The following is a 26379-nucleotide window of genomic DNA, read 5'->3' as shown; positions in this document are numbered from 1 at the left end:
TAGGCCGCGGATTCTACCAGACAATCCTGATCACGCAAGCTGTCACTGAGACCGACCGTCTGCTAGGCTCCCGACCCTGTGGGAGCGAGCCTGCTCGCGAATGCGCTGTGTCAGACGACGTCAATGCTGCTGATACTCCCTCTTCGCGAGCAGGCTCGCTCCCACAGGGAATGTGATTCACCCCGTCTTCTGTTGCCGCTAATCGAGAATCCCCCGCGTGCCCGACGCCATTCTGCGCCTCGCCCTGCCTTCGCCCCTGCGCCGCCTGTTCGACTACCGTGCGCCGGCCGGTGTAGTGCGCGCCCGACTGCACCCCGGCATGCGCCTGCGGGTACCTTTTGGCCGGCGGGAGATGATCGGGATTCTGGTGGAAGTCGCCGATACCAGCGAAGTCCCGGCGGAAAAACTCAAGCGGGCCCTGGCATTGCTCGACGCCACGCCACCGCTGCCACCGGCGTTGTTCAAGCTGTGCCTGTGGACCTCCCAGTATTACCAGCACAGCCTCGGTGACACCCTGAGCTGGGCACTGCCGGTGTTGCTGCGCCAGGGCGAACTGGCCGAAGCGCGCCAGGAACGTTTCTGGTCCGCCGCCCCCGGCGCCAGCCTCGATGATCCGCGTATCGCCCGCGCCCCGCGCCAGCGAGAAGCCCTGGCGACACTGGCCCAGCATCCCCACGGTGTCGCCCATCAGTTGCTGAGCAAATTGATGCTGAGCAAAGACAGCCTTGATCTGTTGCTGGCCAAGGAACTGGTGCAAGTCGAAGTCCGCAAGCACGCTCCCGGCGCGCGCCATGAACACTGGCTGGCCCAACCGGAGTTGCCGCTCAACCCGGAGCAGCGTGCAGCTTATGAGGCCATTCGCGCCGGCTTCGACAGCTATCACGCGTTCCTGCTGGCCGGTGTCACCGGCAGCGGCAAGACCGAAGTGTATTTGCAATTGATCCGCGAAACCCTTGAAGCCGGCAAACAGGCGCTGGTGCTGATCCCGGAAATCAACCTGGGCCCGCAAACCCTGGCGCGCTTCGAACAACGCTTCAATGCGCGCATCGCGCTGATTCACTCGGCAGTCAATGATCGCGAACGTCTCGATGCCTGGCTCGCCGCCCGCGACGGTGAGGCCGACATCATTATCGGCACCCGCTCGGCGCTGTTCACGCCGATGAGAAATCCGGGACTGATCATCATCGATGAAGAGCACGACGGCTCATATAAGCAGCAGGAAGGCCTGCGCTATCACGCTCGCGATCTCGCACTGGTGCGCGCCCGACAGGAAAACATTCCGATTGTGCTCGGTTCGGCCACACCCTCTCTGGAAAGCCTGCACAATGCCTACACCGGCCGTTACGGCCTGCTACGCCTGAATGAGCGCGCCGGCGGCGCCAAACAACCGCGTTTCCTACGCCTTGACGTGAAAAGCCGCCCGCTGGACAGCGGCATTTCCGGGCCGATGCAACAAGCCATCGGCCAGACCCTGGCGGCTGGCCAGCAAGTATTGGTATTCCTTAACCGCCGTGGTTTCGCCCCGACCCTGCTCTGCCATGACTGCGGCTGGATGTCTGAATGCCAGCGCTGCGACGCGCGCATGACCGTGCATCAGCGCCATGGCGAACTGCGTTGCCACCATTGCGGCTATGTCGAGCGCGTGCCACGCCAGTGCCCGAAGTGCAACAAGGTCGATTTGCGTCCTGTGGGGGCCGGCACCGAACGGGCCGAGGAGCGCTTGGGCATTCTGTTCCCGGACTACCCGGTATTGCGGGTCGATCGCGACAGTACGTCACGCAAGGACGCGATGAATCAATTGTTCGCGACCATTCAGAAGGGCCAGCCATGCATCCTGGTGGGCACGCAAATGCTCGCCAAGGGCCACCACTTTCCAAGGGTGACTCTGGTGTCGATTCTCGATGCCGATGGCGGCCTGTTCTCCGGTGATTTCCGCGCCAGCGAGCGCATGGCGCAACTGATCGTGCAGGTCGCCGGACGCGCCGGCCGGGCGGAAGAACCGGGCAAAGTGATCATCCAGACGCACCTGGCCGACCATCCGCTGCTGGTGCAATTGACCGAACAAGGCTATTTCGCCTTTGCCGAGCAAGCCTTGAGCGAACGTCGCGCAGCGGGTTTGCCGCCGTTCGCGCACCTGGCGCTGTTGCGGGCCGAAGCGCACAAACCGGGTCAGGCCGAAGGCTTCCTCGATGAGGCGTGCAGCGAGGCCGAGCGTTTGCTGGCCGAACAGCATCTGACCGGCATTGAACTCCTGGGCCCGGTGCCGGCGCCGATGGAGCGCCGGGCAGGACGCTATCGTGCACAGCTATTGTTGCAGGCTACAGCCCGGGCGCCTTTGCATCGGTTGCTTGCCAGTTGGTTGCTGGTGCTGGAGCAGATGCCGAGTGGGCGGGCGGTGCGCTGGTCTTTGGATGTCGATCCCGTCGATTTGTATTGATTTTGAAACCGCCATCGCGGGCAAGCCCGGCTCCCACAGGGATCGAGGCGTACACATATTCGGCGTCCTGCCACTAAACCTGTGGGAGCTGGCTTGCCAGCGAAGGCGATCTATTTGTCACCACATATCCATAACCTGCCCGCTATAGTTGGCAAGCCCGCCTTCGCCACGGATAATGCCCAGTTTTTCCACCAGCGCATCGAAGCGCCGCCGCGCCTGCGGTTGAAAGAGAAGACCATGAAAGACACCATTCGCCAGCTGATCCAACAAGCCATCACCCAACTCGTCAACGAAGGTGTGTTGCCTGAAGGCCTGTCGCCGGCGATCCAGGTGGAAAACTCCCGCGACAAGAAGAACGGCGACTTCGCCAGCAACATCGCCATGATGCTGGCCAAGCCTGCGGGCATGAAGCCACGCGACCTGGCCGAGAAAATCATCGCCGCGCTGCCGGCTGACGAGAACGTCTCCAAGGCCGAAATCGCAGGCCCAGGCTTCCTGAACTTCTTCCAGAACACCCAGGCCCTGGCCACACGCCTGGACGCCGCCCTGGCCGATGCCAACATCGGCGTACGCAAGGCCGGCCCAGTGCAGCGCACCGTGGTTGACCTTTCGGCGCCTAACCTGGCCAAGGAGATGCACGTCGGCCACTTGCGCTCGACCATCATCGGCGACGGCGTCGCTCGCGTACTCGAGTTCCTCGGCGACGAAGTGATCCGCCAGAACCACGTCGGCGACTGGGGCACCCAGTTCGGCATGCTGATGGCTTACCTGCAGGAAAACCCGATCACCAGCGACGAGCTGTCGGACCTGGAAAACTTCTACCGCGCCGCCAAGCAACGCTTCGACGAATCCGAAGAATTCGCCGACCGCGCCCGTGGCCTGGTGGTCAAGCTGCAGGCCGGCGATGCCGATTGCCTGGCGCTGTGGACCAAGTTCAAGGACATCTCGCTGTCCCACTGCCAGAAAATCTACGAACTGCTGAACGTCAAGCTGACCATGGCCGACGTGATGGGCGAAAGCGCCTACAACGACGACCTGATCAACGTGGTCAACGACCTCAAGGCCGCCGGCATGCTGGTCGAAAGCAACGGCGCCCAGTGCGTGTTCCTCGATGAATTCAAAAACGCCGACGGCGACCCGCTGCCAGTGATCATCGTCAAGGCTGACGGCGGCTACCTCTACGCCACCACCGACCTGGCCGCCGTGCGCTACCGCAGCGGCAAGCTCAAGGCCGATCGCGCGCTGTACTTCGTCGACCAGCGTCAGGCCCTGCACTTCCAGCAAGTGTTCGCCGTGGCCCGCAAAGCCGGCTTCGTGACGCACCCGATGGAAATGGAACACATGGGCTTCGGCACCATGAACGGCGCTGACGGCCGTCCGTTCAAGACCCGTGACGGCGGCACCGTGAAGCTGATCGACCTGCTGACCGAAGCCCGGGAACGCGCCTACACCCTGGTGAAGGACAAGAACCCGGAACTGGCCGAGGCAGACCTGCGCAACATCGCCAAGGTCGTGGGCATCGGCGCGGTGAAATACGCCGACCTGTCCAAGCACCGCACCAGCGACTACAACTTCAACTTCGACCTGATGCTGAATTTCGAAGGCAACACCGCACCGTACCTGCTGTACGCCTACACCCGTGTGGCCGGTGTGTTCCGCAAACTGGGCAAGGATTTCAGCGAAGTCGAAGGCCAAATCGTTCTGGAAGCACCGCACGAGCACGAACTGGCCGCAAAACTCGCACAGTTCGGCGAAGTGCTGAACAACGTATCCGAGAAGGGCACACCGCATATCCTCTGCACCTACCTGTACGACGTCGCCGGTCTGTTCTCCAGTTTCTACGAGAACTGCCCGATCCTCGCCGCCGACACCCCGGAACAAATGCAGAGCCGCCTGCGCCTCGCCGCGCTGACCGGTCGCACCCTCAAGCAAGGCCTGGAACTCTTGGGTCTGGAAACTCTGGAGCGCATGTAAGTTGGCTGCCAAGAAAAAACCTGCACCCAAGCGTGGCGCCAGCCGTTACCAAGCCCCAGCGAAGCAACCGATCCCGGGCTGGCTATGGATGGCCATCGGCCTGACGGTCGGTGCCTTCATCGTGTTCCTGATGAAGCTGGAGCCGGGCAAAGGCAGCGATACGGTCAAGCGCGAGAAGGTCGAGCAGCAACAGAAAGCCACCAAGATCGCCGAGGCCAACAAGACCCCGCCGAGCCCTACGCAACCGGTGAAGCCGAAGTACGACTTCTACACCCTGCTGCCGGAGTCGGAAGTCATCGTGCCGCCGGATGCCGTACCGGAAAAAACCCTGCCGACACCACAGGTGCCGGCCATACCGACCACGCCGGTCACCCCGGCGGAAGCAGCGAAGATCGACACTGCCCGCGCCCAGGCCGCCCTCGCCGGGATCACGCCGCCCCCAGCACCGCCCGTTTCCAAGGCCGCGCCGGTGACCAAGTTCTTCCTGCAGGCCGGTTCGTTCCGCAAGCAAACTGACGCGGACAAGGTTCGGGCACAGATCATTCTGCTTGGCCAGGCTGTGGCGGTTGAGTCCGGCACGGTCAAGGATGAGACCTGGTATCGGGTCCTGGTGGGGCCTTTCAGCAACCGCGAACAACTGACCACCGCGCAGAAACAACTGTCTGGCGCCGGGTTCAGCAATCTGTTGTTACAACAACGCCAGAGCCGCTGACTCCACCAGAAAGTCCGCGTCATCGTTCATCGCGGGCAAGCCTTGCTCCCACAGGGATCACGCAAATCCTGTAGGAGCAAGGCTTGCCCGCGATGGCGCCAGAACAGACAACACAGCATTCCCCGTCCAACACCGCTCGTCCCCTCTCCCTCCCCGCAGTTGAAATCCTCTCCACCACCCCCATATGTATCGCCATAAGGCATTTTCGCCCCGCTGCGTGGAGACTCTTCCCTTGACCACCATCGTTTCAGTTCGCCGCCAAGGCAAAGTCGTCATGGGCGGCGACGGCCAGGTATCTCTCGGCAATACCGTGATGAAAGGCAACGCAAAAAAAGTTCGTCGCCTGTACCACGGTGAAGTCCTCGCCGGTTTTGCCGGTGCCACGGCTGACGCCTTTACCCTTTTCGAGCGTTTCGAGGGTCAGCTGGAGAAACACCAGGGCCATTTGGTTCGCGCCGCTGTCGAACTCGCCAAGGAATGGCGCACCGACCGCTCCCTGAGCCGCCTCGAAGCCATGCTCGCGGTCGCCAACAAGGACGCCTCCCTGATCATCACCGGCAACGGCGATGTGGTAGAGCCTGAAAACGGCCTGATCGCCATGGGCTCCGGTGGCGCCTATGCCCAGGCTGCCGCCAGCGCACTGCTGAAAAAAACCGACCTGTCGGCCCGGGAAATCGTCGAGACCGCCCTTGGCATCGCCGGCGATATCTGCGTATTCACCAACCACACCCAGACCATTGAGGAGCAGGACTGCGCCGAGTAAGCCCGTGCAGGCGCTATCGCGCCACGGCTCATTCTTGCTTGAGGTCCGCCAAATACTATGTCCATGACTCCCCGTGAAATCGTCCACGAACTCAATCGCCATATCATCGGCCAGGACGATGCCAAGCGCGCCGTCGCCATTGCCCTGCGCAATCGCTGGCGCCGGATGCAGCTGCCCGAAGAGCTGCGCGTTGAAGTCACCCCGAAAAACATCCTGATGATCGGCCCGACCGGCGTCGGTAAAACCGAAATCGCCCGTCGCCTGGCCAAACTGGCCAACGCACCGTTCATCAAGGTCGAAGCGACCAAGTTCACCGAAGTCGGCTATGTCGGACGTGACGTCGAATCGATCATTCGTGATCTGGCCGATGCCGCGATCAAGCTGTTGCGCGAACAGGAAATCACCAAGGTTCGCCACCGCGCCGAAGACGCCGCCGAAGAGCGCATCCTGGATGCGCTGCTGCCGCCGGCACGCATGGGTTTCAGCAACGATGACGCGCCGACGTCCGATTCCAATACCCGTCAGCTGTTCCGCAAGCGCCTGCGCGAAGGCCAGCTGGATGACAAGGAGATCGAAATCGAAGTCGCCGAAATGTCCGGCGTCGATATCTCCGCGCCACCGGGCATGGAAGAAATGACCAACCAGTTGCAGAGCCTGTTCGCCAACATGGGCAAAGGCAAACGCAAGAGCCGCAAGCTCAAGGTCAAGGAAGCGCTGAAACTGGTGCGTGACGAAGAGGCCAGCCGCCTGGTCAATGATGAAGAGTTGAAGGCCAAGGCGCTGGAAGCGGTCGAGCAGCATGGGATCGTGTTCATCGACGAAATCGACAAGGTCGCCAAGCGCGGCAACGTCGGCGGCGCCGATGTATCCCGTGAAGGCGTACAGCGTGACCTGCTGCCGCTGATCGAAGGCTGCACCGTCAACACCAAACTGGGCATGGTCAAGACCGACCACATCCTGTTCATCGCTTCCGGTGCGTTCCACCTGAGCAAGCCGAGTGATCTGGTGCCCGAGCTACAGGGTCGCCTGCCGATCCGCGTTGAACTCAAGGCGCTGTCGCCGCAAGACTTCGAGCGCATTCTGAGCGAACCGCACGCATCGCTCACCGAGCAATATTGCGCACTGCTGAAAACCGAGGGTCTGACCATCGAGTTCCAGCCGGACGGCATCAAGCGCATTGCGGAAATCGCCTGGCAGGTCAACGAGAAAACCGAGAACATCGGTGCCCGTCGCCTGCACACCCTGCTTGAGCGTCTGCTTGAAGAGGTGTCGTTCAGCGCCGGCGACCTGGCCAGCACCCACGATGACAAGGCGATCCAGATCGACGCCGACTACGTCAACAACCACTTGGGCGAATTGGCGCAGAACGAAGACCTGTCCCGTTATATCCTGTAAGCCATACCTGTAGGAGCGAGCTTGCTCGCGATGGAGGTAAACGATGACGCGGGCTGTCTGAATGCTCGCGGCGCCTGACACTTCATCGCGAGCAAGCTCGCTCCTACAGGGTTCCATCCATAAGGAACTTTGGCCATGACCCAGCTCCCCACCGACATCAAGCTGCACAAAGCCTCGAAAACCCTGACACTCAAATACGCGTCCGGCGAGGAATACACCCTGCCCGCCGAGTTCCTGCGCGTGCACTCTCCTTCCGCCGAGGTCCAGGGCCACGGCAAACCCATCCTGCAATTTGGCAAGATCAACGTAGGCCTGACCAAGGTAGAACCGGCCGGTCAGTACGCACTGAAATTGACCTTCGACGACGGCCACGACAGCGGCCTGTTCACTTGGGAATACCTCTATGAGCTGGGGCGACGTTATGACGCACTCTGGGAGGATTATCTGGCCGAGCTCAAAGCCGCCGGTAAAACCCGCGATCCGAACGAATCCATCGTCAAGCTGATGCTCTAGCCCAAGCCTCTCGCTCATTAGAGGGCATTTTCTAATTCCATCTGTTTGAATGCTCGGCTTCAGAGTCGGTGATTGGCCCGCTTGCGAAAAAAATTAAACTCGGGTAACCAATGGAACTGGCAAGTTCCCTGCAGTGCTCTCTGCGAACACAAAGCAGCGATGCAGTATTAACGGTCACCTGGGCAGAAGTACCTGGTATTGGCTGTGTGACTGCACAGCAGGACCCCGGGTACTCGTGTCAGGACAATGGAGCGTCGTAGATGAGTAACAAGAATAACGATGACTTGAAGTATCAGGCCTCGGAAAACACCTTGGGACTGAATCCTGTCGTTGGGCTGCGTGGAAAGGATCTACTGGCTTCTGCTCGAATGGTGCTCAGGCAGGCCATCAAACAACCTGTGCACAGCGCCAAACATGTCGCGCATTTCGGCCTTGAACTCAAGAACGTGCTGTTCGGCAAGTCCGGGCTGCAACCGACCAGCGACGATCGCCGTTTCGCCGATCCGGCCTGGAGCCAGAACCCGCTCTACAAACGTTATCTGCAAACCTACCTGGCGTGGCGCAAGGAACTCCACGACTGGATCGACGACAGCAACCTCCCGGCCAAGGACGTGGCTCGCGGGCACTTCGTGATCAACCTCATGACCGAAGCCATGGCCCCGACCAATACGGCGGCCAACCCGGCAGCGGTCAAACGCTTCTTCGAAACCGGCGGCAAAAGCCTGCTCGACGGTCTCTCGCATCTGGCCAAGGACATGGTGCACAACGGCGGCATGCCGAGCCAGGTCAACATGGGTGCGTTCGAGGTCGGCAAGACCCTGGGCGTGACTGAAGGCGCGGTGGTGTTCCGCAACGACGTGCTGGAGCTGATCCAGTACAAGCCGACCACCGAGCAGGTCCATGAGCGCCCGTTGCTGGTAGTGCCGCCGCAGATCAACAAGTTCTACGTTTTCGACCTCAGCCCGGACAAGAGCCTGGCGCGATTCTGCCTGCGCAACAACGTGCAGACCTTCATCGTCAGCTGGCGCAACCCGACCAAGGAACAGCGCGAGTGGGGCCTGTCGACCTACATCGAGGCGCTCAAGGAAGCGGTCGATGTGGTCACCGCCATCACCGGCAGCAAAGACGTGAACATGCTCGGTGCCTGCTCCGGCGGCATCACCTGCACCGCGCTGCTGGGCCACTACGCCGCAATCGGTGAAAACAAGGTCAACGCCCTCACCCTGCTGGTGAGCGTGCTCGACACCACCCTGGACAGCGACGTCGCCCTGTTCGTCAACGAGCAAACCCTCGAAGCCGCCAAGCGCCACTCGTACCAGGCCGGCGTGCTGGAAGGTCGCGACATGGCCAAGGTCTTCGCCTGGATGCGCCCCAACGACCTGATCTGGAACTACTGGGTCAACAACTACCTGCTGGGCAACGAGCCACCGGTTTTCGACATCCTGTTCTGGAACAACGACACCACGCGGTTGCCGGCCGCATTCCATGGCGACCTGATCGAGTTGTTCAAAAACAACCCACTGATTCGCCCCAATGCACTGGAAGTGTGCGGTACCGCCATCGACCTCAAGCAGGTAACGGCCGACATCTTTTCCCTGGCCGGCACCAACGACCACATCACCCCGTGGAAGTCCTGCTACAAATCGGCGCAGCTGTTCGGCGGCAATGTTGAATTCGTGTTGTCCAGCAGTGGCCACATCCAGAGCATCCTGAACCCGCCGGGCAACCCCAAATCCCGTTACATGACCAGCACCGAGATGGCGGACAGTGCTGATGAGTGGCAGGAAAACGCCAGCAAGCACACCGATTCCTGGTGGCTGCACTGGCAGGCCTGGCAGGCCGAGCGCTCGGGCGAGCTGAAAAAAGCACCGTTGAAACTGGGCAACAAGGCTTATCCGGCGGGCGAAGCGTCGCCGGGTACATACGTACATGAGCGGTAACTGACACACCCCGCCTCCTCCTGTGGGAGCGAGCCTGCTCGCGAAAGCGGTCAAACATTCAACATTGAAGTTGACTGACCCGACGCATTCGCGAGCAGGCTCGCTCCCACAAAGGATTCGGGGATGAATTCATAAACAGGGCTGAAGCATGCCGCAACCGTTCATATTCCGTACCGTCGACCTGGATGGCCAGACCCTCCGCACGGCAGTACGTCCCGGCAAGCCTCACTTGACGCCCTTGCTGATTTTCAACGGCATCGGCGCCAACCTGGAGCTGGTGTTTCCGTTCGTCGCCGCACTGGACCCGGACCTGGAAGTCATCGCCTTCGACGTTCCCGGTGTCGGCGGTTCGTCGACGCCAAATCTTCCGTACCGCTTTCCCAGCCTGGCGAAACTCACGGCACGCATGCTCGATTACCTCGATTACGGACAGGTCAATGTGATCGGCGTGTCCTGGGGTGGCGCCCTGGCGCAGCAGTTCGCTTATGACTATCCGGAGCGCTGCAAGAAGCTGGTGCTGGCCGCCACGGCGGCGGGCGCGGTAATGGTGCCAGGCAAGCCGAAAGTGCTGTGGATGATGGCCAGCCCACGACGTTACATCCAGCCGTCGCACGTGATCCGCATCGCGCCGATGATCTACGGCGGCTCGTTCCGCCGCGACCCGACGCTGGCCGCAAGCCATGCGGCCAAGGTGCGTTCGGCGGGCAAGCTGGGTTACTACTGGCAGTTGTTCGCCGGTCTCGGCTGGACCAGCATTCACTGGCTGCACAAGATCAACCAGCCGACGCTGGTACTGGCCGGCGACGACGATCCATTGATCCCGTTGGTCAACATGCGTTTGCTGGCCTGGCGGATTCCCAACGCCCAGTTGCACATCATCGATGACGGGCATCTGTTCCTGATTACCCGGGCCGAAGCCGTGGCGCCGATCATCATGAAGTTTCTCGAGGAGGAGCGGCAGCGTGCGGTGATGCACCCGCACCCGTCGCCACTGGGCGGTTAATCCGCCGCGCTTTTCTCAAGAAAAGTGGACGGCAGGATGCCGCGCCGCGCAACAACCCGTTACAGCGTCTATGGTGTTCTGGTTCGGTGTGTTTGTATTTGGCCTGAAGACGAAGGAGTGTTGAGTCATGCGCGACAAACCAGCGAGGGAATCTCTACCGACTCCCGCCGCGTTCATCAATGCACAGAGTGCGATTACCGGCCTGAGGGGTCGGGATCTGTTTTCAACCCTGCGCAGCGTTGCCGCACATGGTTTGCGCAACCCGGTGCACAGCGCCCGGCACGCCCTGAAACTGGGCGGTCAATTGGGTCGGGTGCTGCTGGGCGAAACCCTGCACCCGACCAACCCGCAAGACAGCCGTTTCACCGACCCGGCCTGGAGCCTCAACCCGTTTTATCGTCGTAGCCTGCAGGCCTACCTGAGTTGGCAGAAGCAGGTCAAAAGCTGGATCGACGAGAGCAACATGAGCCCGGACGATCGTGCCCGCGCGCACTTCGCGTTCGCCCTGCTCAATGATGCCGTGTCGCCGTCCAACAGCCTGCTCAATCCGCTGGCGATCAAGGAAATATTCAACTCCGGTGGCAATAGCCTGATCCGCGGGATCAGTCACCTGGTAGACGATTTCCTGCACAATGATGGTCTGCCCCGGCAGGTCACCAAGCAGGCTTTCGAAGTCGGCAAGACCGTGGCGACCACCACCGGCGCCGTGGTGTTCCGCAATGAACTGCTGGAACTGATCCAGTACAAGCCGATGAGCGAAAAGCAGTATTCCAAACCGCTGCTGGTGGTACCGCCACAGATCAACAAGTACTACATTTTCGACCTGAGCCCCCACAACAGCTTCGTCCAGTTCGCGCTCAAGAATGGCCTGCAAACCTTCGTGATCAGTTGGCGCAACCCCGATGTGCGCCATCGCGAATGGGGTCTGTCGAGCTACGTTGAAGCGGTGGAAGAAGCCATGAATGTCTGCCGGGCGATCACCGGCGCGCGCGAAGTCAACCTGATGGGCGCCTGCGCCGGCGGCTTGACCATTGCCGCGCTGCAGGGTCACTTGCAAGCCAAACGGCAGTTGCGGCGGGTGTCCAGTGCGACGTACCTGGTCAGCCTGCTCGATAGCCAGCTGGATTCGCCGGCAACCCTCTTCGCCGACGAGCAGACCCTGGAAGCCGCCAAGCGCCGCTCCTATCAAAAGGGCGTGCTCGACGGACGGGACATGGCCAAGGTCTTCGCCTGGATGCGCCCCAACGATCTGATCTGGAGTTACTTCGTCAATAACTACTTGCTGGGCAAGGAGCCACCGGCGTTCGACATCCTCTACTGGAACAACGACAACACGCGTCTGCCGGCAGCGCTGCATGGCGATTTGCTGGATTTCTTCAAGCACAACCCGCTGAGCCATCCGGGCGGCCTCGAAGTGTGCGGCACGCCGATCGACTTGCAGAAGGTCACCGTCGACAGCTTCAGCGTTGCCGGCATCAACGACCACATCACGCCGTGGGATGCGGTGTATCGCTCGACGCTGCTGCTGGGGGGCGAGCGCCGCTTCGTACTGTCCAACAGCGGCCATGTGCAGAGCATTCTCAACCCGCCGAGCAACCCGAAAGCCAACTACGTCGAGGGTGCAAAACTGAGCAGCGACCCACGGGCCTGGTATTACGACGCCAAGCAAGTCGACGGCAGCTGGTGGACGCAATGGCTGGGCTGGATTCAGGAGCGCTCGGGCGCACAAAAGGAAACCCTCATGACCCTCGGTAACCAGAACTATCCACCGATGGAGGCAGCGCCCGGGACTTACGTGCGCGTGCGCTGAAACTCAACACTCCACAGCCGGCACCCATCCCTGTAGGAGCGAGCTTGCTCGCGAAAAACGTTTGGGCAACGCGTTTATCCAGACAGCACGCGTTATCGTTAACGTCCATCGCGAGCAAGCTCGCTCCTACAGAGTTGGGGTTCGCTTGACATGATCATTAAGAAGACTGGATGAAAACCCGCGACCGCATCCTCGAATGTGCCCTGCAGTTGTTCAATCAGAAGGGCGAACCGAACGTCTCCACCATGGAAGTTGCCAACGAAATGGGCATCAGCCCCGGCAACCTCTACTACCACTTCCACGGTAAGGAGCCGTTGATACTCGGGCTGTTCGAACGCTTTCAGGCCGAGCTGGCGCCCTTGCTCGATCCACCCGCCGACGTCGAACTGGGCCCCGAGGATTACTGGCTGTTCCTGCACCTGATCGTCGAACGCCTGGCCCACTATCGTTTTCTGTTCCAGGACCTGTCGAACCTGGCCGGGCGCTTGCCGAAACTGGCAAAGGGCATTCGAAACCTGCTCAACGGCCTGAAGCGCACGCTGGCCTCATTGCTGGCGCAATTGAAGGCCCAGGGGCAACTGGTCAGCGAAACCCAGGCCCTGGGGCAACTGGTGGAACAGATCACCATGACCCTGCTGTTCTCGCTGGACTATCAGCGGATTCTCGACCGTGAAGGTGAAGTGCGATTGGTGGTTTACCAGATCATGATGCTGGTGGCCCCGCATCTGTTGCCGCCGATCAAAATAGCGACGGAGCGATTGGCGCTTCAATACCTGGAAGAACACGAATAATCCTGACCACAACATTCCCTGTGGGAGCGAGCCTGCTCGCGAAAGCGGTGTGACAGTCGCCAGGAATGCTGAATGGCATATCGCATTCGCGAGCAGGCTCGCTCCCACAGGGGGAATGCGGTGCTCTTGGGATTGTGCACAAACAAAAACGCCCGACCTTGGCAGGCCGGGCGTTTTCTTGAGCCCTGAAGAATCAGGACTGACTGGTTGGCGTCGATGGAGCTGGCGCGACAGTCGGGGTTACAGCAGGGGTCGGTGCGGCAGCGGAGTTCGATGCGCTGACCGGAGCAGCCGGGGTTGCCGGCTTGGCGGCTGCCACTGCTGGTTTGGCTGCGGCGGCTTTAGGAGCGGCCGGTTTTTTCACTGCGGGCTTCTTCGCGGCAGCTGGTTTGGCTGCTGCGGTTTTTGCTGCAGGTTTAGCCGCAGCTTTCGCTGCGACCGGTTTGGCCGCCGGCTTGGCAGCGGCAGGTTTTGCAGCGGCAGTTTTGGCAGCAGGTTTAGCCGCCGCTTTGGCCAGCGGTTTGGCTGCGGTCTTGGCGGCCGGTTTGGCTGCCGCGGTTTTTGCCGCAACAGGCGCAACCTTGGCACCAGTCAGTTTTTCGATTTGCTTGGTCAGGGTATCGACCTTGCTGTGCAGTGCCTTGACCTCATTGCGGCTCGGTACGCCCAGACGCGAAATGGCGCTGTTCAGGCGCTTGTCGAAAGCCCCTTCCAGCTCATCCCACTTGCCCAGTGCGCGGTCTTTCACGCCGCTGATGCGCGACTTGGCCGAAGAAGCGGAGTCCTTCGCGGTATCCTTGGCAGTGTCGACTTTCTTGCCAATCGCCTTCTCGGCCTTCTCGCCGTCTTTAACCAATGCATCGAAGATTTTGCTGCCGTCAGTGTCGATCTTCGAGTACACGCCTAAACCAGCCAGCCAGATTTTTCGGGAGTAGTCTTCGACTTTCCCGATCCACGAGCTGCTTTCTTTTTCGGTGTTCTTTTTAACAGCCATCCCGTTCTCCTTAAGATTTACGCGCGACGCGTTCGAGCAGTGCCGTCAGCTCATCGAGCTTGACAGAGAGTGTCTCAACGTCATGTTTAGACGGAATGCCGATACGATTCAAGGCACTTGCGACACGCGAGTCGAACGCCTTCTCGACCTTGTCGAGTTGCAGTTCGACCCGGCCTTTGAAAGTGCTCACTTCAGTCTTGGCTTCGTCGATCTCGGCATTGGCTGCCTCGAGTTTCTCGGCGACTGCCTTTTTGCTTTTGTTTTCAACAGTTTGACCAGCCTTGATCAGCTCTTGAAAGTACTCGCTGCCCTCTTGGCCAACCTTGGCGTAGGCCCCCAGGCCTGCCAGCCAGATCTTGCGGGCATAGGATTTGACGTCGCTGAGAGCGGCGGTCGAAGCGTCGATTTTTTTCTTCAAAATAACTTTGGCCATGGTGCACCTCACGCGCAGAAGGTTTGAGGAACTGCCCGCGAAAGTGTCGGGCTCCGGCACAAAGTAGGGAGAAAAATTAGAAACGGCACCCTAACAACTGACATAAACAGCAGGTGCCGCAAACCTGTAGGAGCAAAGCTTGCTCGCGATGGCATCAACCCGGTGTAACTGAAAAACCGAGGTGCCTGCATCGCGAGCAAGCTTTGCTCCTACAGAAAAGCGCGAGCTACACCAACGCTTTATCCAGCCCCTTTTCGATTTCCGCCTTGATCATGCTGCTCATGGCCGACATCATCAGGCCCAACTCCACATCGACCCTGATCGAATCTTCGCTCACATGCACTGCACCTTTCACACCCGGACGCTTGAGGTTCAGGGTGTCACCGGACCATTGCGGCTCCAGGCCATATTGGTCGCAGAGTTTCTGCGCCAGCTTGTCGGCCTTCTCGCGCGCCGCTTCCTTACCCAGGCCGTGGACACGCTCAACACTAATACGGGCCATTGATTGACTCCTGCTTTTTGAATACAGCCATGAATGCTTGTTCGGTGATTCCTGACCGCTGCTGCGGCAAAACGTCCCGAGGTTGATCCATCTTACCTTCAGCCTTGCCAAGACAAAGCATCCCTTGGGGATTAGAATGTCGCGCATTCTCTTTTGGTGACAGCGATATGACTGATCAGCGCAAAGGCAGCGATGCCGAACCCACCACTCACTTCGGCTTCAAAAACGTTCCGGAAAGCCAGAAAGCGGAAAAAGTCGCTGAGGTTTTCCATTCGGTAGCCGCCAAGTACGACCTGATGAACGACCTTCTGTCGGGTGGCATGCACCGTCTATGGAAGCGTTTCGCGATCGAGCTGTCAGGTGTTCGCACCGGCAACCGCGTGCTGGACATCGCCGGCGGCACTGGCGACCTGACCCGCAAGTTCTCGCATCTCGTAGGCCCGACCGGTCAGGTAGTGCTGGCCGACATCAACGAATCCATGCTCAAGGTCGGTCGTGACCGCCTGCTGGACCTCGGTGTGGCCGGCAATGTCGAATTCGTCCAGGCCGACGCGGAAAAACTGCCGTTCCCGGACAACCATTTCGACTGCGTGACCATCGCGTTCGGCCTGCGCAACGTCACGCACAAGGAAGACGCCCTGCGCTCCATGCTGCGTGTACTCAAGCCGGGCGGCCGCCTGCTGGTGCTGGAGTTCTCCAAGCCGACCAATGCGCTGATGTCCAAGGCCTACGACGCCTACTCGTTCGCCTTCATGCCGTTGATGGGCAAGCTGATCACCAATGACTCGGAAAGCTATCGCTACCTGGCCGAGTCGATCCGCATGCACCCGAACCAGGAAACCCTGAAGTCGATGATGGTCGAGGCCGGTTTCGACCGCGTGACCTATCACAACATGACCGCAGGCATCGTCGCCCTGCACCGCGGCATCAAGCCCTGATGCTGCTCGCCGGCCTGCTCGCCAGCGTTGAACTCGGCCTGAACCGGGTGTTGCGTCTCGACAGCACGGCGCTGCCGCGGCTGGCGCACTTGAGCGGCAAGGTGATTGCCGTCGATTGCCGCAGCCCGGCACTGAAAATGTTCATCCTTCCCAGCGATGAAGGCCTGATGCTCGCCTCTCAATGGGAAACCGGCGCCGACTGCACTTTGCGCGCGCCGGCCTCCAGCCTGTTGAAACTGGCGATGAGCAAGGACAAGACGTCGGTGCTGCATGCGCCGCAAGTCGAGCTCGACGGCGATAGCGGGGTGCTGCTGGAACTGGCGGCCATCCTGCAGGACCTTGAGCTGGACTGGGAGTACGAACTCTCGCGTTGGCTCGGCCCCGTTGCCACGCAACTGGTCGGCGGTCACCTGCGCAGCCGTGCTCGCTGGTATCAGCAAGGTTTCGCCAGCCTGGGCCAGAATCTGGGCGAATACCTGGCAGAAGAATCACGCACCCTCGTCGGTCAACGCGAAGCCGAAGCCCGATTCAGTGAACTGGACCAGATCAAACTTGATCTGGAACGTCTCGAGGCGCGTTTCGAGCGCCTTTCCCGATCCCTCGACCCAAGCGATAACGCATGAAGCTGCTTGCCGTCCGCCGACTGTTGCGCATCCAGCGCGTCGTAATCCGCTACCGCCTCGATGACCTGCTGTTCGCCCTGCCGCTGCCCTGGTTCTTGCGGGCGCTGCGCTATGCCTTGCCGTGGCGCTGGTTCCCGCGCAAGACCCTCGACCTGAGCCGTGGCGCGCGATTGCGCCTGGCGTTGCAGGACCTTGGGCCGATATTCATCAAGTTCGGGCAGATTTTGTCCACCCGGCGCGACCTGCTGCCCGAAGACATCGCCGATGAGCTGATGATGTTGCAGGACCGCGTGCCGCCGTTCGATTCGCAAGTGTCGGTCAAGCTGATCGAAGACCAGCTCGGCAAGAAGATCAGCGAAGTGTTCAGCCGTTTCGACGTCGAACCCCTGGCCTCGGCCTCGGTGGCGCAGGTGCATGCCGCGCAACTGAAAACCGGTGAAGAAGTCGTCGTCAAGGTGATCCGCCCGGGCCTCAAGCCGGTGATCAAGCAGGATCTGGCGTGGCTGTTCATCCTCGCCCGCGCCGCCGAAAAAGTCTCTGCCGATGCGCGCCTGCTGCACCCGGTGGACGTGGTCAGCGACTACGAAAAAACCATCTACGATGAACTCGACCTGCTGCGCGAGGCGGCCAACGCCAGCCAGTTGAAGCGCAACTTCGACGGCTCGCCGCTGCTGTACGTGCCGCAAGTCTACTGGGACTGGTGCCGGCCGAAAGTGCTGGTGATGGAGCGCATCTACGGCATTCAGGTCACTGACCTGGCCACCCTGGCCGACCAGCGCACCGACATGAAAATGCTCGCCGAACGTGGTGTGGAAATTTTCTTCACCCAGGTGTTCCGCGATAGCTTCTTCCATGCCGACATGCACCCCGGCAACATTTTCGTCAGCACCGTGAACCCGTGGAGTCCGCAGTACATTGCGATCGACTGCGGCATCGTCGGCAGCCTGACCCCCGAGGACCAGGATTACCTGGCGCGCAACCTGTTCGCCTTCTTCAAGCGTGATTATCGGCGCGTGGCGCAGTTGCACATCGACTCAGGCTGGGTGCCGGCCGAGACCAAACTCAACGAATTCGAAGCGGCGATCCGTACGGTGTGCGAGCCGATCTTCGAAAAACCGTTAAAGGATATTTCCTTCGGTCAGGTGCTGATGCGCCTGTTCCAGACGGCGCGGCGCTTCAACATGGAAGTGCAGCCGCAACTCGTGCTGCTGCAAAAAACCCTGTTGAACATCGAAGGCCTGGGCCGCCAGCTGTACCCGGAACTCGACCTGTGGAACACCGCGCAGCCGTTCCTCGAGCGCTGGATGCGCGAACGTGTCAGCCCAAAGGCCTTGTTCGGCAACGTGCAGAGCCAGATCGAGCAGATCCCGCACCTGGCCAACATGACCCGCGACTTGCTCGAACGCCTGTCCCAGCCCCACGCCAGCGATCCGCCGCCATCATGGCACCGACGCCGGGACGACTGGTTCCTTCGCCTGCTGGGCACCGCCCACCTGGCCGGCGGCGCCATCCTCGCCGCCGGAGGCCCGCTGAATCAGTTGGCCTATTGGCCAGCTGGCATCATGATGGCCGTCGGCTTGTATCTGGTCGTTCGCCGATAGCCAGTCGCGTCGCACGCTGGCACACTGTTTGAACGCCCTGATTTGTAATTTAGGCCACGGCTAAAGAAGTGCGGGCCGCATCGGAGTCGAAGATGAAAAACTGGCTGGACGAGATCAAGTGGGACGCTGACGGCCTGGTGCCCGCCATTGCCCAGGATCACAAGACCGGGCGCGTCCTGATGATGGCCTGGATGAACCGTGAGGCACTGGAACTGACCGCTGCCGAGAACCGTGCGATCTACTGGTCGCGCTCCCGTGGCAAGCTGTGGCGCAAGGGCGAAGAATCCGGCCATGTGCAGACCTTGCACGAGATGCGCCTGGACTGTGATGCCGATGTCATCATCCTGATGGTCGAGCAGATCGGTGATATTGCCTGCCATACCGGTCGCCAGAGCTGCTTCTACCGCGTCTACGAAAACGGCGACTGGACAACCGTCGACCCGGTCCTCAAGGATCCGCATGCCATCTATTCCGCAGGACACAAACATGAGTGACACTCTGACCCGTCTGGCACAGGTACTGGAAGAGCGCAAAGGCGCCGCCGCCGACAGCTCGTATGTCGCCAGCCTGTACCACAAGGGCTTGAACAAGATTCTGGAAAAAGTCGGCGAAGAGTCGGTCGAAACCATCATTGCCGCCAAGGATGCCGCCGTCAGCGGCGACTGCAGCGATGTGATCTACGAAACCGCCGATTTGTGGTTCCACAGCATGGTCATGCTCGCCCAATTGGGGCAGCATCCACAGGCTGTACTCGATGAACTGGACCGTCGCTTCGGTCTGTCCGGACACGCCGAGAAAGCCTCGCGTCCGTCCGCATGAATAACTATTAGAGAGGAGCAGCAACATGGGCATTTTTGACTGGAAACACTGGATCGTCATCCTGGTTGTTGTCGTGCTGGTTTTCGGCACCAAGAAACTGAAAAACCTCGGCACTGACGTCGGCGAATCGATCAAGGGCTTCAAGAAAGCCATGAACGACGACGAAAAACCGGCCGACCCGACAGCGAACCCAGCCCAACCGGTGCCGCCTGTTCAGCCGCAGGCCTCGGTGAACCAGCCGCACACCATCGACGTGCAGGCACAAAAAGTCGAAGAGCCGATCCGCAAAGACGTGTGAGCACTGACTTATGTTTGGTATCAGCTTCTCTGAACTGCTGCTCGTCGGCCTCGTTGCCCTGCTGGTCCTGGGCCCCGAGCGTCTGCCGGGCGCTGCGCGCACCGCCGGCCTGTGGGTCGGACGCCTGAAGCGCAGCTTCAACGCGATCAAACAGGAAGTTGAACGTGAAATCGGTGCCGACGAAATTCGTCGGCAACTGCACAACGAGCACATTCTGTCCCTGGAGCAGGAGGCGCGGAAGATCTTCACGCCGACCCAGCAGGAGCCGACGCCGGTTACGCCTGAGGCGACGCCGACGACTCAGGCGCCTGCCGTCGAACCTGCACCCGCTGAACCGACGCCCGTTGTTGCAGCGACACCGGTTGAACCCGTTACACCTGCGGCTGCGCCTGTCGTGCCGGCCCCTCAAGACCCAACATTGCCGCCGCGAGCCCCATGAGCGATCTTCCTGAAAACGACCAGCACATGCCGCTGGTTTCGCACCTCACCGAGTTGCGTACCCGTCTGCTGCGCTGTGTAGCGGCGATCTTCATCATTTTCGCCGGGTTGTTCGCCTTCACCCAGCAGATCTACACCTTCGTCTCCACGCCGCTGCGCCAGTACCTGCCAGTGGGCGCGACGATGATCGCCACCGATGTGTCGTCGCCGTTCCTGACGCCACTGAAGCTGACGATGATGGTCTCGCTGTTCCTCGCCATCCCGGTGATCCTGCACCAGATCTGGGGCTTCATCGCGCCCGGCCTGTACAAGCATGAGAAACGCATCGCCGTGCCCTTGCTGGTATCGAGCATCCTGCTGTTCTACGCCGGCATGGCGTTCGCCTACTTCCTGGTGTTCCCGCTGATCTTCAAGTTCTTTGCCGCCGCCACCCCGGCCGGTGTGGAAATGATGACCGACATCACCAGCTACCTCGATTTCGTCATGACGCTGTTCTTCGCCTTCGGCGTGGCGTTCGAAATTCCGGTGGCCGTGGTGCTGCTGGTGTGGATCGGCGTGGTCGACGTCAAATACCTCAAGAAAATCCGTCCATACGTCGTCATCGGCTGCTTCGTGGTCGGCATGATCCTGACGCCGCCGGACATCTTCTCGCAGACGCTTCTGGCTGTCCCGATGTGGCTGTTGTTTGAAATTGGCGTGCTGTTCGGCGGCCTGATCAGCAAACGCGGCGAACATCCTGACGACCAACCGGCTGACGATCACAACGACCAACCGCCAGCGACCCAGCCGTGAACCTGCTGCTCCTCGAAGACGCCGACTTCATTGCGGCCGACCGGGTGATCCTGCGCGATCGCCGCCTGACCCACATGCAGGAAGTCCATCGCTGCGAAGTCGGTGACAGCATGCGCGTCGGGCGTCTTGGCGGGCTGATGGGTTCGGCCGAAGTACTGCGCCTGGACGCCGCGGAAGCGGAATTGCGCGTCACCCTCGACCAGCCGCCACCGGCCAAGCTGCCATTGACCCTGGTACTGGCCCTGCCACGCCCCAAAATGCTGCGCAGGGTGTTCCAGACCGTGGCCGCCATGGGTGTGCCACGCGTCGTGCTGGTGAACAGCTATCGTGTCGAGAAGAGCTTCTGGCAGACCCCGTTCCTGGAGCCGGAAGCGATTCGCGAGCAATTGATCCTCGGCCTCGAACAGGCCCGGGACAGCGTGCTGCCACAGGTCACCATCGAGAAGCGCTTCAAGCCGTTCGTCGAAGACCGCCTGCCTGCCATCACCGACGGCACCCTCGGCCTGGTTGGCCATCCAGGAAACTACCCACCCTGCCCGCGCGCGCTGAATGAACCGGTGACATTGGCCATCGGCCCGGAGGGCGGCTGGATTCCTTACGAAATCGATTTGCTCGGCAAGTCCGGCCTGCAACCGGTGCAGCTGGGCGAGCGCATCCTGCGGGTTGAAACCGCTGTCACAGCGCTGCTGGCACGACTCTTCTAACTTCCAACACCATCCATTGTGGGAGCGAGCCTGCTCGCGAATAGGGACGATCAGTCGACATTGAAGTGGCTGACCTACCGCTTTCGCGAGCAGGCTCGCTCCCACAGGCCATCGTTTGCTCTCCGCCCGTACATCGGACGCTTCCTACAGAACCCCACTCCCCTGCCGATACAACCTCCATAAAACCAATGTGTGGTCCGGGGGAGTTGCAGCATGTACCAATGGCTGGCCGATAAACTGGGGAACGTAAGCGTCAATCGCAAACTGGGCATCGGCTTCGGTCTTGTGTTGCTGCTGACTTTGCTGATCACCGTCACCGGCTGGAGCGGCCTGGGCGATGTGACCAGTCGCGGCGATAAGCTGGGGTTCATTTCCGATATCAACGGCCTGACCAAAGACCTGCGTATTGCCCGTCTGGACTACGAAATGCGCCGCGGCGAACAAGGCCCGGGCGCCGTCAACGACCTGCTTGGCAAGCTCGACAGCAGCCTGCAAGCCGCTCGCCGGATGATCGAGCAACCCGCCGACGTGGCCATGATCGACCAGCAACTGGCCGCCGTCAGTCAGTACAAACAAGCCTTCGCCGCCATGACCCAGGCCGGCGCCAACCGCGAAGACGCCCGCAGCAAACTGGGCGCGACCGCCGACAATGCCGTGGCCAAGGTTGCCGAAGTCGAAAAATCCATGCTGCAAGGCGACAGCGTTGTGCAGTTCAACAGCGTGATCGACCTGAGCAAACTGATCCAGCAGGCACGCTTTCAGGTACGCGGCTACACCTACAGCGGCAAGACCGAAGCCGAGCAGCCCGCACTGGACGCCATCGACAATGCCCTGAAATACCTGGAAAGCCTGCCGTCGAAACTGCCGGAACAGCACATCGCCAACTTGCAGCAAGCGACCGACTCGCTCAAGGCCTACCGCGCGGCGGTCAGTCAGTACCGTGATTCCCAGGTCGCCAGTGCCGAAGCGCTCAAACGCATGGGCACCCAGGGCGAAATCCTGCTCGATGTGAGCAACAAGCTCACCCTGTCGCAAACCCTCGTGCGTGACACCGATGTGGCGCACGCCCGGAACATGCTGCTGCTGGCAACTGCCCTGGCGCTGGTCTTCGGCCTGTTCGCCGCATGGGCCATTACCCGGCAGATCGTGGTCCCGCTGAACCAGACCCTCAAAGTGGCCGAACGCATCGCTGCCGGCGACCTGACCCACGACCTGACCTCCAAGCGCCAGGACGAGTTGGGCCAGCTGCAACGGGCTATTCAAGGTATGACCCAGGGCCTGCGCGCATTGATTGGCGGTATCAGCGATGGCGTTACCCAGATCGCCAGCGCCGCCGAAGAGTTGTCCGCGGTCACCGAGCAGACCAGCGCCGGGGTCAACAGCCAGAAGGTCGAAACCGACCAGGTGGCCACCGCCATGAACGAAATGACCGCCACCGTGCAGGAAGTCGCGCGCAACGCCGAAGAAGCCTCCGAAGCCGCGGTCGCCGCCGACCAGCAGGCCCGCGAAGGCGATAAGGTGGTCGGCGAAGCCATCGCGCAGATCGAGCGCCTGGCCAGGGAAGTCGGCAACTCCACCGAAGCCATGGGCGAGCTCAAGCGCGAAAGCGACAAGATCGGCAGCGTGCTCGACGTCATCAAGTCCGTGGCCCAGCAAACCAACCTGCTGGCGCTCAACGCCGCCATCGAAGCCGCCCGTGCCGGTGAAGCCGGGCGCGGTTTTGCCGTGGTCGCCGATGAAGTCCGCAGCCTGGCCCAGCGCACCCAGAAATCCACCGAAGAGATTGAAGAACTGATCGTTGGCCTGCAAAACGGCACGCAACAAGTGGCGACCATCATGGACAACAGCCGCAGCCTGACCGACAGCAGCGTCGAACTGACCCGCCGCGCCGGCAGCTCACTGGAAAGCATCACTCGCACGGTGTCAGCGATCCAGGCGATGAACCAGCAAATCGCCGCCGCTGCCGAGCAGCAAACCGCCGTGGCCGAAGAGATCAACCGTAGCGTACTGAATGTGCGGGATGTGTCGGATCAGACGTCGGCAGCGAGCGAAGAGACCGCGGCGTCCAGTGTTGAGTTGGCGCGGTTGGGGACGCATTTGCAGATGCTGGTGGGCAGGTTCAAGGTTTGAGGTGATTTATGCGCCTCGGTTCACACGGGACCGAGGTGATGCCTTCGCGAGCAGGCTCGCTCCCACAGGGTTCTGTCGTACACAGATCCACTGTGGGAGCGAGCCTGCTCGCGATGGCGGTTCAACAGACGCTGTAGCTACAAAACCTGGCGCAAAAACGCCTGCGCCCGCGGATCTTTCGGCGCATCGAAGAACTCCGCCGGCGAAGCATCCTCCAGCAACTTGCCGTGATCGAAGAACAGCACCCGATCCGCCACTTCCCGCGCAAAGCCCATTTCATGGGTCACGCAGACCATGGTCATGCCTTCCACGGCCAGGTTTTTCATGACGTCCAGCACCTCGCCGACCATTTCCGGGTCGAGTGCCGAGGTCGGTTCGTCGAACAGCATGACTTTCGGCTCCATCGCCAGCGCCCGGGCAATCGCCACGCGCTGTTGCTGGCCACCAGACAGGCGCGACGGAAACTCGTGGGCCTTCTGCGCAATCCCGACTTTTTCCAATAGCGCCATGGCCTTGGCTTCACGCTCTTTCTTGCCGCGCTTGCGCACGACTTTCTGCGCCAGACACAGGTTTTCCAGCACGGTCATGTGCGGGAACAGGTTGAAATGCTGGAACACCATGCCGACTTCGCGGCGATAGGCGTTCACGTCGGTTTTCGGGTCGGCCAGTTGCAGGCCGTCGATGCTCACCGAGCCGGAGTCGAATTCTTCCAGGCCATTGAGGCAGCGCAGGAAGGTCGACTTACCGGAGCCGGACGGGCCGATCACCACCAGTACTTCGCCCTTGGCGACGTTAGTGGAAACGTTATCCACCGCACGCACCACTTGGCCACGGGTGTCGAAGACTTTTACCAGATCGCGGACTTCAATCACTTTGCGCGAGCCTCCGCTCAAGCCGGCCGGCGATTTTCGACAGCGGCAGGTTGATCAACAAATAAAGGCCTGCCACGCAGAACAGGATTTCGAACGGCGAAAAGGATGTGGTGATGACTTCACGACCGCTTTTTAGCAATTCGGTAATCGCGATGACCGATACCAGCGACGTGTCTTTCACCAGGCTGATGAACTGACCGGCCAACGGCGGCAGCACACGCTTGAACGCTTGCGGCAGGACCACGTGACGCATCGACTGGCCGGCGCTCAAACCCAGTGAGCGCGCGGCTTCGTTCTGGCCACGGGCAATCGACTGCACGCCGGAACGAATGATTTCCGCCACGTAGGCGCCGGTGAACAGCGACAGCGCGGCGATCCCGGCGAACTCCCGGGACAGGTTCATCACCGTACCGATGAAGAAGTAGAAAATGAAGATCTGTACCAGCAGCGGCGTGCCGCGCACCAGTTCGACGTAAATGGTCGAGAGGTCGCGCAAGGTCGGGTTGTTCGACAGCCGGCACAGGCCTGTCGCGAGGCCGATCAGCAACCCGAGAACGCCGGATACCACGGACAGCCACAAGGTGGTCCAGAGCCCCCACATCAGCGGTCCGGCGGCCCAGTGACGGGTCACGCCGATGACATCGCCTTCGGCCACATCATCGCCCTGGGCGACTTGCAGGCTATTGTCGTCGACGCTCAGGTGTTGCTCATCACCGGCGTCGTTGCGCAGGGTGACTTCAGCTTTGTCGCCCTTGCGCACCAGTTCGCTGACGGTGGAGATGTCAGCGGCGCGCTGGGTCTCTTCGGCATGGTAGGCGAAGTACTGCGGCACACGATTCCAGCGCCATTCGTAGGACATCAGCGAGGTGGCGTAATACAACGCGCCGGCCAGGCCGATCAGCACCAGCACAGTCAGCACGTGCCAGGGCCATTGGGCTTTTTTCTGTTTCATTTGCTCTGAGGGTTCCGAATTCTGTGTCGCGAAGGAGGCCGTCTTCGCGAGCAGGCTCGCTCCCACAGGAGATAAGCGGTCAACTGTGGGAGCGAGCCTGCTCGCGAATGGGGCGACGCGGTCTATCTGACCGGGCCTTATTCCATGTCCTTGAGCCACTCGGAGCTCTTGAACCACTTGTCATGGATGCGATCGTAGGTGCCGTCTTCGTGGATCTGGTGCAGGAAGTTGTTGATGAAGTTGATGCTGTCGTAGTCACCCTTCTTCAAACCGAAGGCCAGCGGCTCGTAGGTGAACGGCTTGTCGAGGAATACCAGTTTGCCGTTGCCGACCTTATTCAGCGCCACGACGTTGTAGGGCGCGTCGTAGATGAAGGCGTCAGCCTTGCCGTTGACCACGTCGAGCACTGCTTCCTGCTCATTGTCGTAGCCGTGGTACTTGGCTTTGGAGATCAACTTTTTGGCGACCATTTCGCCAGTGGTGCCGAGCTTGGAGGTAATGCGGTAGTCGGCGGTGTTCAGGTCTTTATAGGACTTGATGGTGCCTTCCAGATCCTTGCGGATCAGCAGGGTCTGGCCGACCACGATGAAGGGTTCGCTGAAGTTCAGGCGCAGGTTGCGCTCCTGGGTCAGGGTCATGCCGCTGCCGATCATGTCGAACTTGTCGGTCAGCAGGGCCGGGATGATGCCGTCGTAACCGGTGGACACCAGCTCCAGCTTGACGCCCATGGCCTTGGTCATGGCTTTGAGGATGTCGACTTCGAAACCGATGATCTCGCCGCGCTTGTTGGTCATTTCGAACGGCATGTAGGTCGGATCCATGCCGACCTTCAACGTGCCGCGCTTGACCGCGTCATCGATGGCACCGGCCTGCACCGCGCCGACTGCAACCAATGCCGTGACGCCGACCAGCAGCATCGACAGATACTTCTTCATCTTCAAGTCC

Annotated in this window: 26 protein-coding genes and 1 pseudogene; 21 read left to right on the top strand and 6 right to left on the bottom strand. The window is 60.8% G+C overall.

Annotated features, from left to right (window positions below):
• Window positions 1-217: 217 nt before the first annotated feature.
• The 10 genes from LAB08_RS01820 to LAB08_RS01775 all read left to right on the top strand — a co-directional run bounded on the left by LAB08_RS01820 (window position 218) and on the right by LAB08_RS01775 (window position 13338).
• The gene (locus tag LAB08_RS01820) at window positions 218-2437 is read left to right on the top strand and encodes a primosomal protein N' (RefSeq protein WP_096513801.1); all 2220 of its coding nucleotides are present in this window, start codon (window positions 218-220) and stop codon (window positions 2435-2437) included.
• A 237-nt stretch (window positions 2438-2674) separates the two neighbouring features.
• Window positions 2675-4411 carry an arginine--tRNA ligase gene (argS, locus tag LAB08_RS01815; protein ID WP_096513802.1) on the top strand — a complete coding sequence of 579 codons (1737 nt, stop codon included), beginning with the start codon at window positions 2675-2677 and terminating at the stop codon, window positions 4409-4411.
• Window position 4412: 1 nt separating this feature from the next.
• On the top strand, window positions 4413-5123 hold the full coding sequence (locus LAB08_RS01810) for an SPOR domain-containing protein (RefSeq protein ID WP_096513803.1): 711 nt from the start codon (window positions 4413-4415) through the stop codon (window positions 5121-5123).
• A 232-nt stretch (window positions 5124-5355) separates the two neighbouring features.
• Window positions 5356-5886, top strand: coding sequence for an ATP-dependent protease subunit HslV (gene hslV / locus LAB08_RS01805; RefSeq protein WP_096513804.1), 531 nt, complete (start codon window positions 5356-5358; stop codon window positions 5884-5886).
• A 57-nt stretch (window positions 5887-5943) separates the two neighbouring features.
• Window positions 5944-7281, top strand: a complete 1338-nt coding sequence (hslU, locus tag LAB08_RS01800; protein ID WP_096513805.1) for an ATP-dependent protease ATPase subunit HslU — start codon at window positions 5944-5946, stop codon at window positions 7279-7281.
• Between the two features lie 135 nt (window positions 7282-7416).
• Entirely contained in the window at window positions 7417-7794 is a 378-nt protein-coding gene (locus LAB08_RS01795) for a gamma-butyrobetaine hydroxylase family protein (protein WP_096513806.1), read from the top strand.
• Between the two features lie 260 nt (window positions 7795-8054).
• On the top strand, window positions 8055-9734 hold the full coding sequence (phaC, locus tag LAB08_RS01790; protein WP_096513807.1) for a class II poly(R)-hydroxyalkanoic acid synthase: 1680 nt from the start codon (window positions 8055-8057) through the stop codon (window positions 9732-9734).
• A gap of 148 nt (window positions 9735-9882) precedes the next feature.
• Window positions 9883-10737, top strand: coding sequence for a poly(3-hydroxyalkanoate) depolymerase (gene phaZ, locus LAB08_RS01785; RefSeq protein WP_096513808.1), 855 nt, complete (start codon window positions 9883-9885; stop codon window positions 10735-10737).
• A gap of 127 nt (window positions 10738-10864) precedes the next feature.
• Entirely contained in the window at window positions 10865-12547 is a 1683-nt protein-coding gene (gene phaC, locus LAB08_RS01780; RefSeq protein WP_096513809.1) for a class II poly(R)-hydroxyalkanoic acid synthase, read from the top strand.
• A gap of 170 nt (window positions 12548-12717) precedes the next feature.
• On the top strand, window positions 12718-13338 hold the full coding sequence (locus LAB08_RS01775) for a TetR/AcrR family transcriptional regulator (protein WP_096513811.1): 621 nt from the start codon (window positions 12718-12720) through the stop codon (window positions 13336-13338).
• 193 nt (window positions 13339-13531) lie between these two features.
• Here the strand turns inward: LAB08_RS01775 and LAB08_RS01770 are convergent, their stop codons facing one another.
• The 3 genes from LAB08_RS01770 to LAB08_RS01760 all read right to left on the bottom strand — a co-directional run bounded on the left by LAB08_RS01770 (window position 13532) and on the right by LAB08_RS01760 (window position 15267).
• Window positions 13532-14332 (bottom strand): phasin family protein, encoded by an 801-nt coding sequence (locus tag LAB08_RS01770; protein WP_096513812.1) that lies wholly within the window; start codon window positions 14330-14332, stop codon window positions 13532-13534.
• Between the two features lie 10 nt (window positions 14333-14342).
• The gene (locus LAB08_RS01765) at window positions 14343-14765 is read right to left on the bottom strand and encodes a phasin family protein (RefSeq protein ID WP_096513813.1); all 423 of its coding nucleotides are present in this window, start codon (window positions 14763-14765) and stop codon (window positions 14343-14345) included.
• A gap of 226 nt (window positions 14766-14991) precedes the next feature.
• Entirely contained in the window at window positions 14992-15267 is a 276-nt protein-coding gene (locus LAB08_RS01760; RefSeq protein ID WP_096513814.1) for a polyhydroxyalkanoic acid system family protein, read from the bottom strand.
• 167 nt (window positions 15268-15434) lie between these two features.
• Here LAB08_RS01760 and ubiE point away from each other — a divergent pair, with 167 nt between their 5' ends.
• From ubiE to LAB08_RS30675, 11 genes and pseudogenes are all read left to right on the top strand, one after another.
• On the top strand, window positions 15435-16205 hold the full coding sequence (ubiE, locus tag LAB08_RS01755) for a bifunctional demethylmenaquinone methyltransferase/2-methoxy-6-polyprenyl-1,4-benzoquinol methylase UbiE (RefSeq protein WP_007989286.1): 771 nt from the start codon (window positions 15435-15437) through the stop codon (window positions 16203-16205).
• A complete protein-coding gene (locus LAB08_RS01750) occupies window positions 16205-16828 on the top strand; it encodes a ubiquinone biosynthesis accessory factor UbiJ (protein ID WP_096513815.1) in 624 nt (207 codons plus the stop codon). Before ubiE ends, LAB08_RS01750 begins: the two co-directional genes overlap by 1 nt.
• Window positions 16825-18429 (top strand): ubiquinone biosynthesis regulatory protein kinase UbiB, encoded by a 1605-nt coding sequence (gene ubiB, locus LAB08_RS01745; RefSeq protein WP_096513816.1) that lies wholly within the window; start codon window positions 16825-16827, stop codon window positions 18427-18429. The genes LAB08_RS01750 and ubiB overlap by 4 nt, the downstream gene beginning before the upstream one ends.
• Before the next feature lie 68 nt (window positions 18430-18497).
• Window positions 18498-18923, top strand: coding sequence for a phosphoribosyl-AMP cyclohydrolase (gene hisI / locus LAB08_RS01740; protein ID WP_495675370.1), 426 nt, complete (start codon window positions 18498-18500; stop codon window positions 18921-18923).
• Window positions 18916-19248 carry a phosphoribosyl-ATP diphosphatase gene (locus LAB08_RS01735; protein ID WP_046816939.1) on the top strand — a complete coding sequence of 111 codons (333 nt, stop codon included), beginning with the start codon at window positions 18916-18918 and terminating at the stop codon, window positions 19246-19248. Before hisI ends, LAB08_RS01735 begins: the two co-directional genes overlap by 8 nt.
• Window positions 19249-19273: 25 nt before the next feature.
• Window positions 19274-19546 carry a twin-arginine translocase TatA/TatE family subunit gene (locus LAB08_RS01730; protein WP_096513817.1) on the top strand — a complete coding sequence of 91 codons (273 nt, stop codon included), beginning with the start codon at window positions 19274-19276 and terminating at the stop codon, window positions 19544-19546.
• Between the two features lie 10 nt (window positions 19547-19556).
• The gene (gene tatB / locus LAB08_RS01725) at window positions 19557-19985 is read left to right on the top strand and encodes a Sec-independent protein translocase protein TatB (protein ID WP_096513818.1); all 429 of its coding nucleotides are present in this window, start codon (window positions 19557-19559) and stop codon (window positions 19983-19985) included.
• The gene (gene tatC / locus LAB08_RS01720; RefSeq protein WP_096513819.1) at window positions 19982-20776 is read left to right on the top strand and encodes a twin-arginine translocase subunit TatC; all 795 of its coding nucleotides are present in this window, start codon (window positions 19982-19984) and stop codon (window positions 20774-20776) included. The genes tatB and tatC overlap by 4 nt, the downstream gene beginning before the upstream one ends.
• The gene (locus LAB08_RS01715; protein WP_096513820.1) at window positions 20773-21480 is read left to right on the top strand and encodes a 16S rRNA (uracil(1498)-N(3))-methyltransferase; all 708 of its coding nucleotides are present in this window, start codon (window positions 20773-20775) and stop codon (window positions 21478-21480) included. The genes tatC and LAB08_RS01715 overlap by 4 nt, the downstream gene beginning before the upstream one ends.
• Before the next feature lie 213 nt (window positions 21481-21693).
• Window positions 21694-22755 (top strand): annotated as a pseudogene (locus LAB08_RS30680) (methyl-accepting chemotaxis protein); the annotation flags it as partial.
• Entirely contained in the window at window positions 22747-23610 is an 864-nt protein-coding gene (locus LAB08_RS30675) for a methyl-accepting chemotaxis protein (protein WP_436799350.1), read from the top strand. The pseudogene LAB08_RS30680 and the gene LAB08_RS30675, both read left to right, overlap by 9 nt.
• A 137-nt stretch (window positions 23611-23747) precedes the next feature.
• On the opposite strand, the gene LAB08_RS01705 is transcribed toward LAB08_RS30675, so the two are convergent.
• The 3 genes from LAB08_RS01705 to LAB08_RS01695 form a co-directional block, all read right to left on the bottom strand.
• Complete coding sequence (locus LAB08_RS01705) at window positions 23748-24482, bottom strand: amino acid ABC transporter ATP-binding protein (RefSeq protein ID WP_096513822.1); 735 nt, start codon at window positions 24480-24482, stop codon at window positions 23748-23750.
• Complete coding sequence (locus LAB08_RS01700; RefSeq protein WP_096513823.1) at window positions 24475-25434, bottom strand: amino acid ABC transporter permease; 960 nt, start codon at window positions 25432-25434, stop codon at window positions 24475-24477. Before LAB08_RS01700 ends, LAB08_RS01705 begins: the two co-directional genes overlap by 8 nt.
• A 137-nt stretch (window positions 25435-25571) precedes the next feature.
• Complete coding sequence (locus LAB08_RS01695) at window positions 25572-26369, bottom strand: transporter substrate-binding domain-containing protein (protein WP_096513824.1); 798 nt, start codon at window positions 26367-26369, stop codon at window positions 25572-25574.
• Window positions 26370-26379: the final 10 nt, after the last annotated feature.

Origin of the sequence: Pseudomonas izuensis, from assembly GCF_002356535.2 — a bacterium.
In the GTDB taxonomy this organism is placed as follows: domain Bacteria; phylum Pseudomonadota; class Gammaproteobacteria; order Pseudomonadales; family Pseudomonadaceae; genus Aquipseudomonas; species Aquipseudomonas izuensis.
This window is presented reverse-complemented; position numbering and strand designations above follow the sequence as displayed.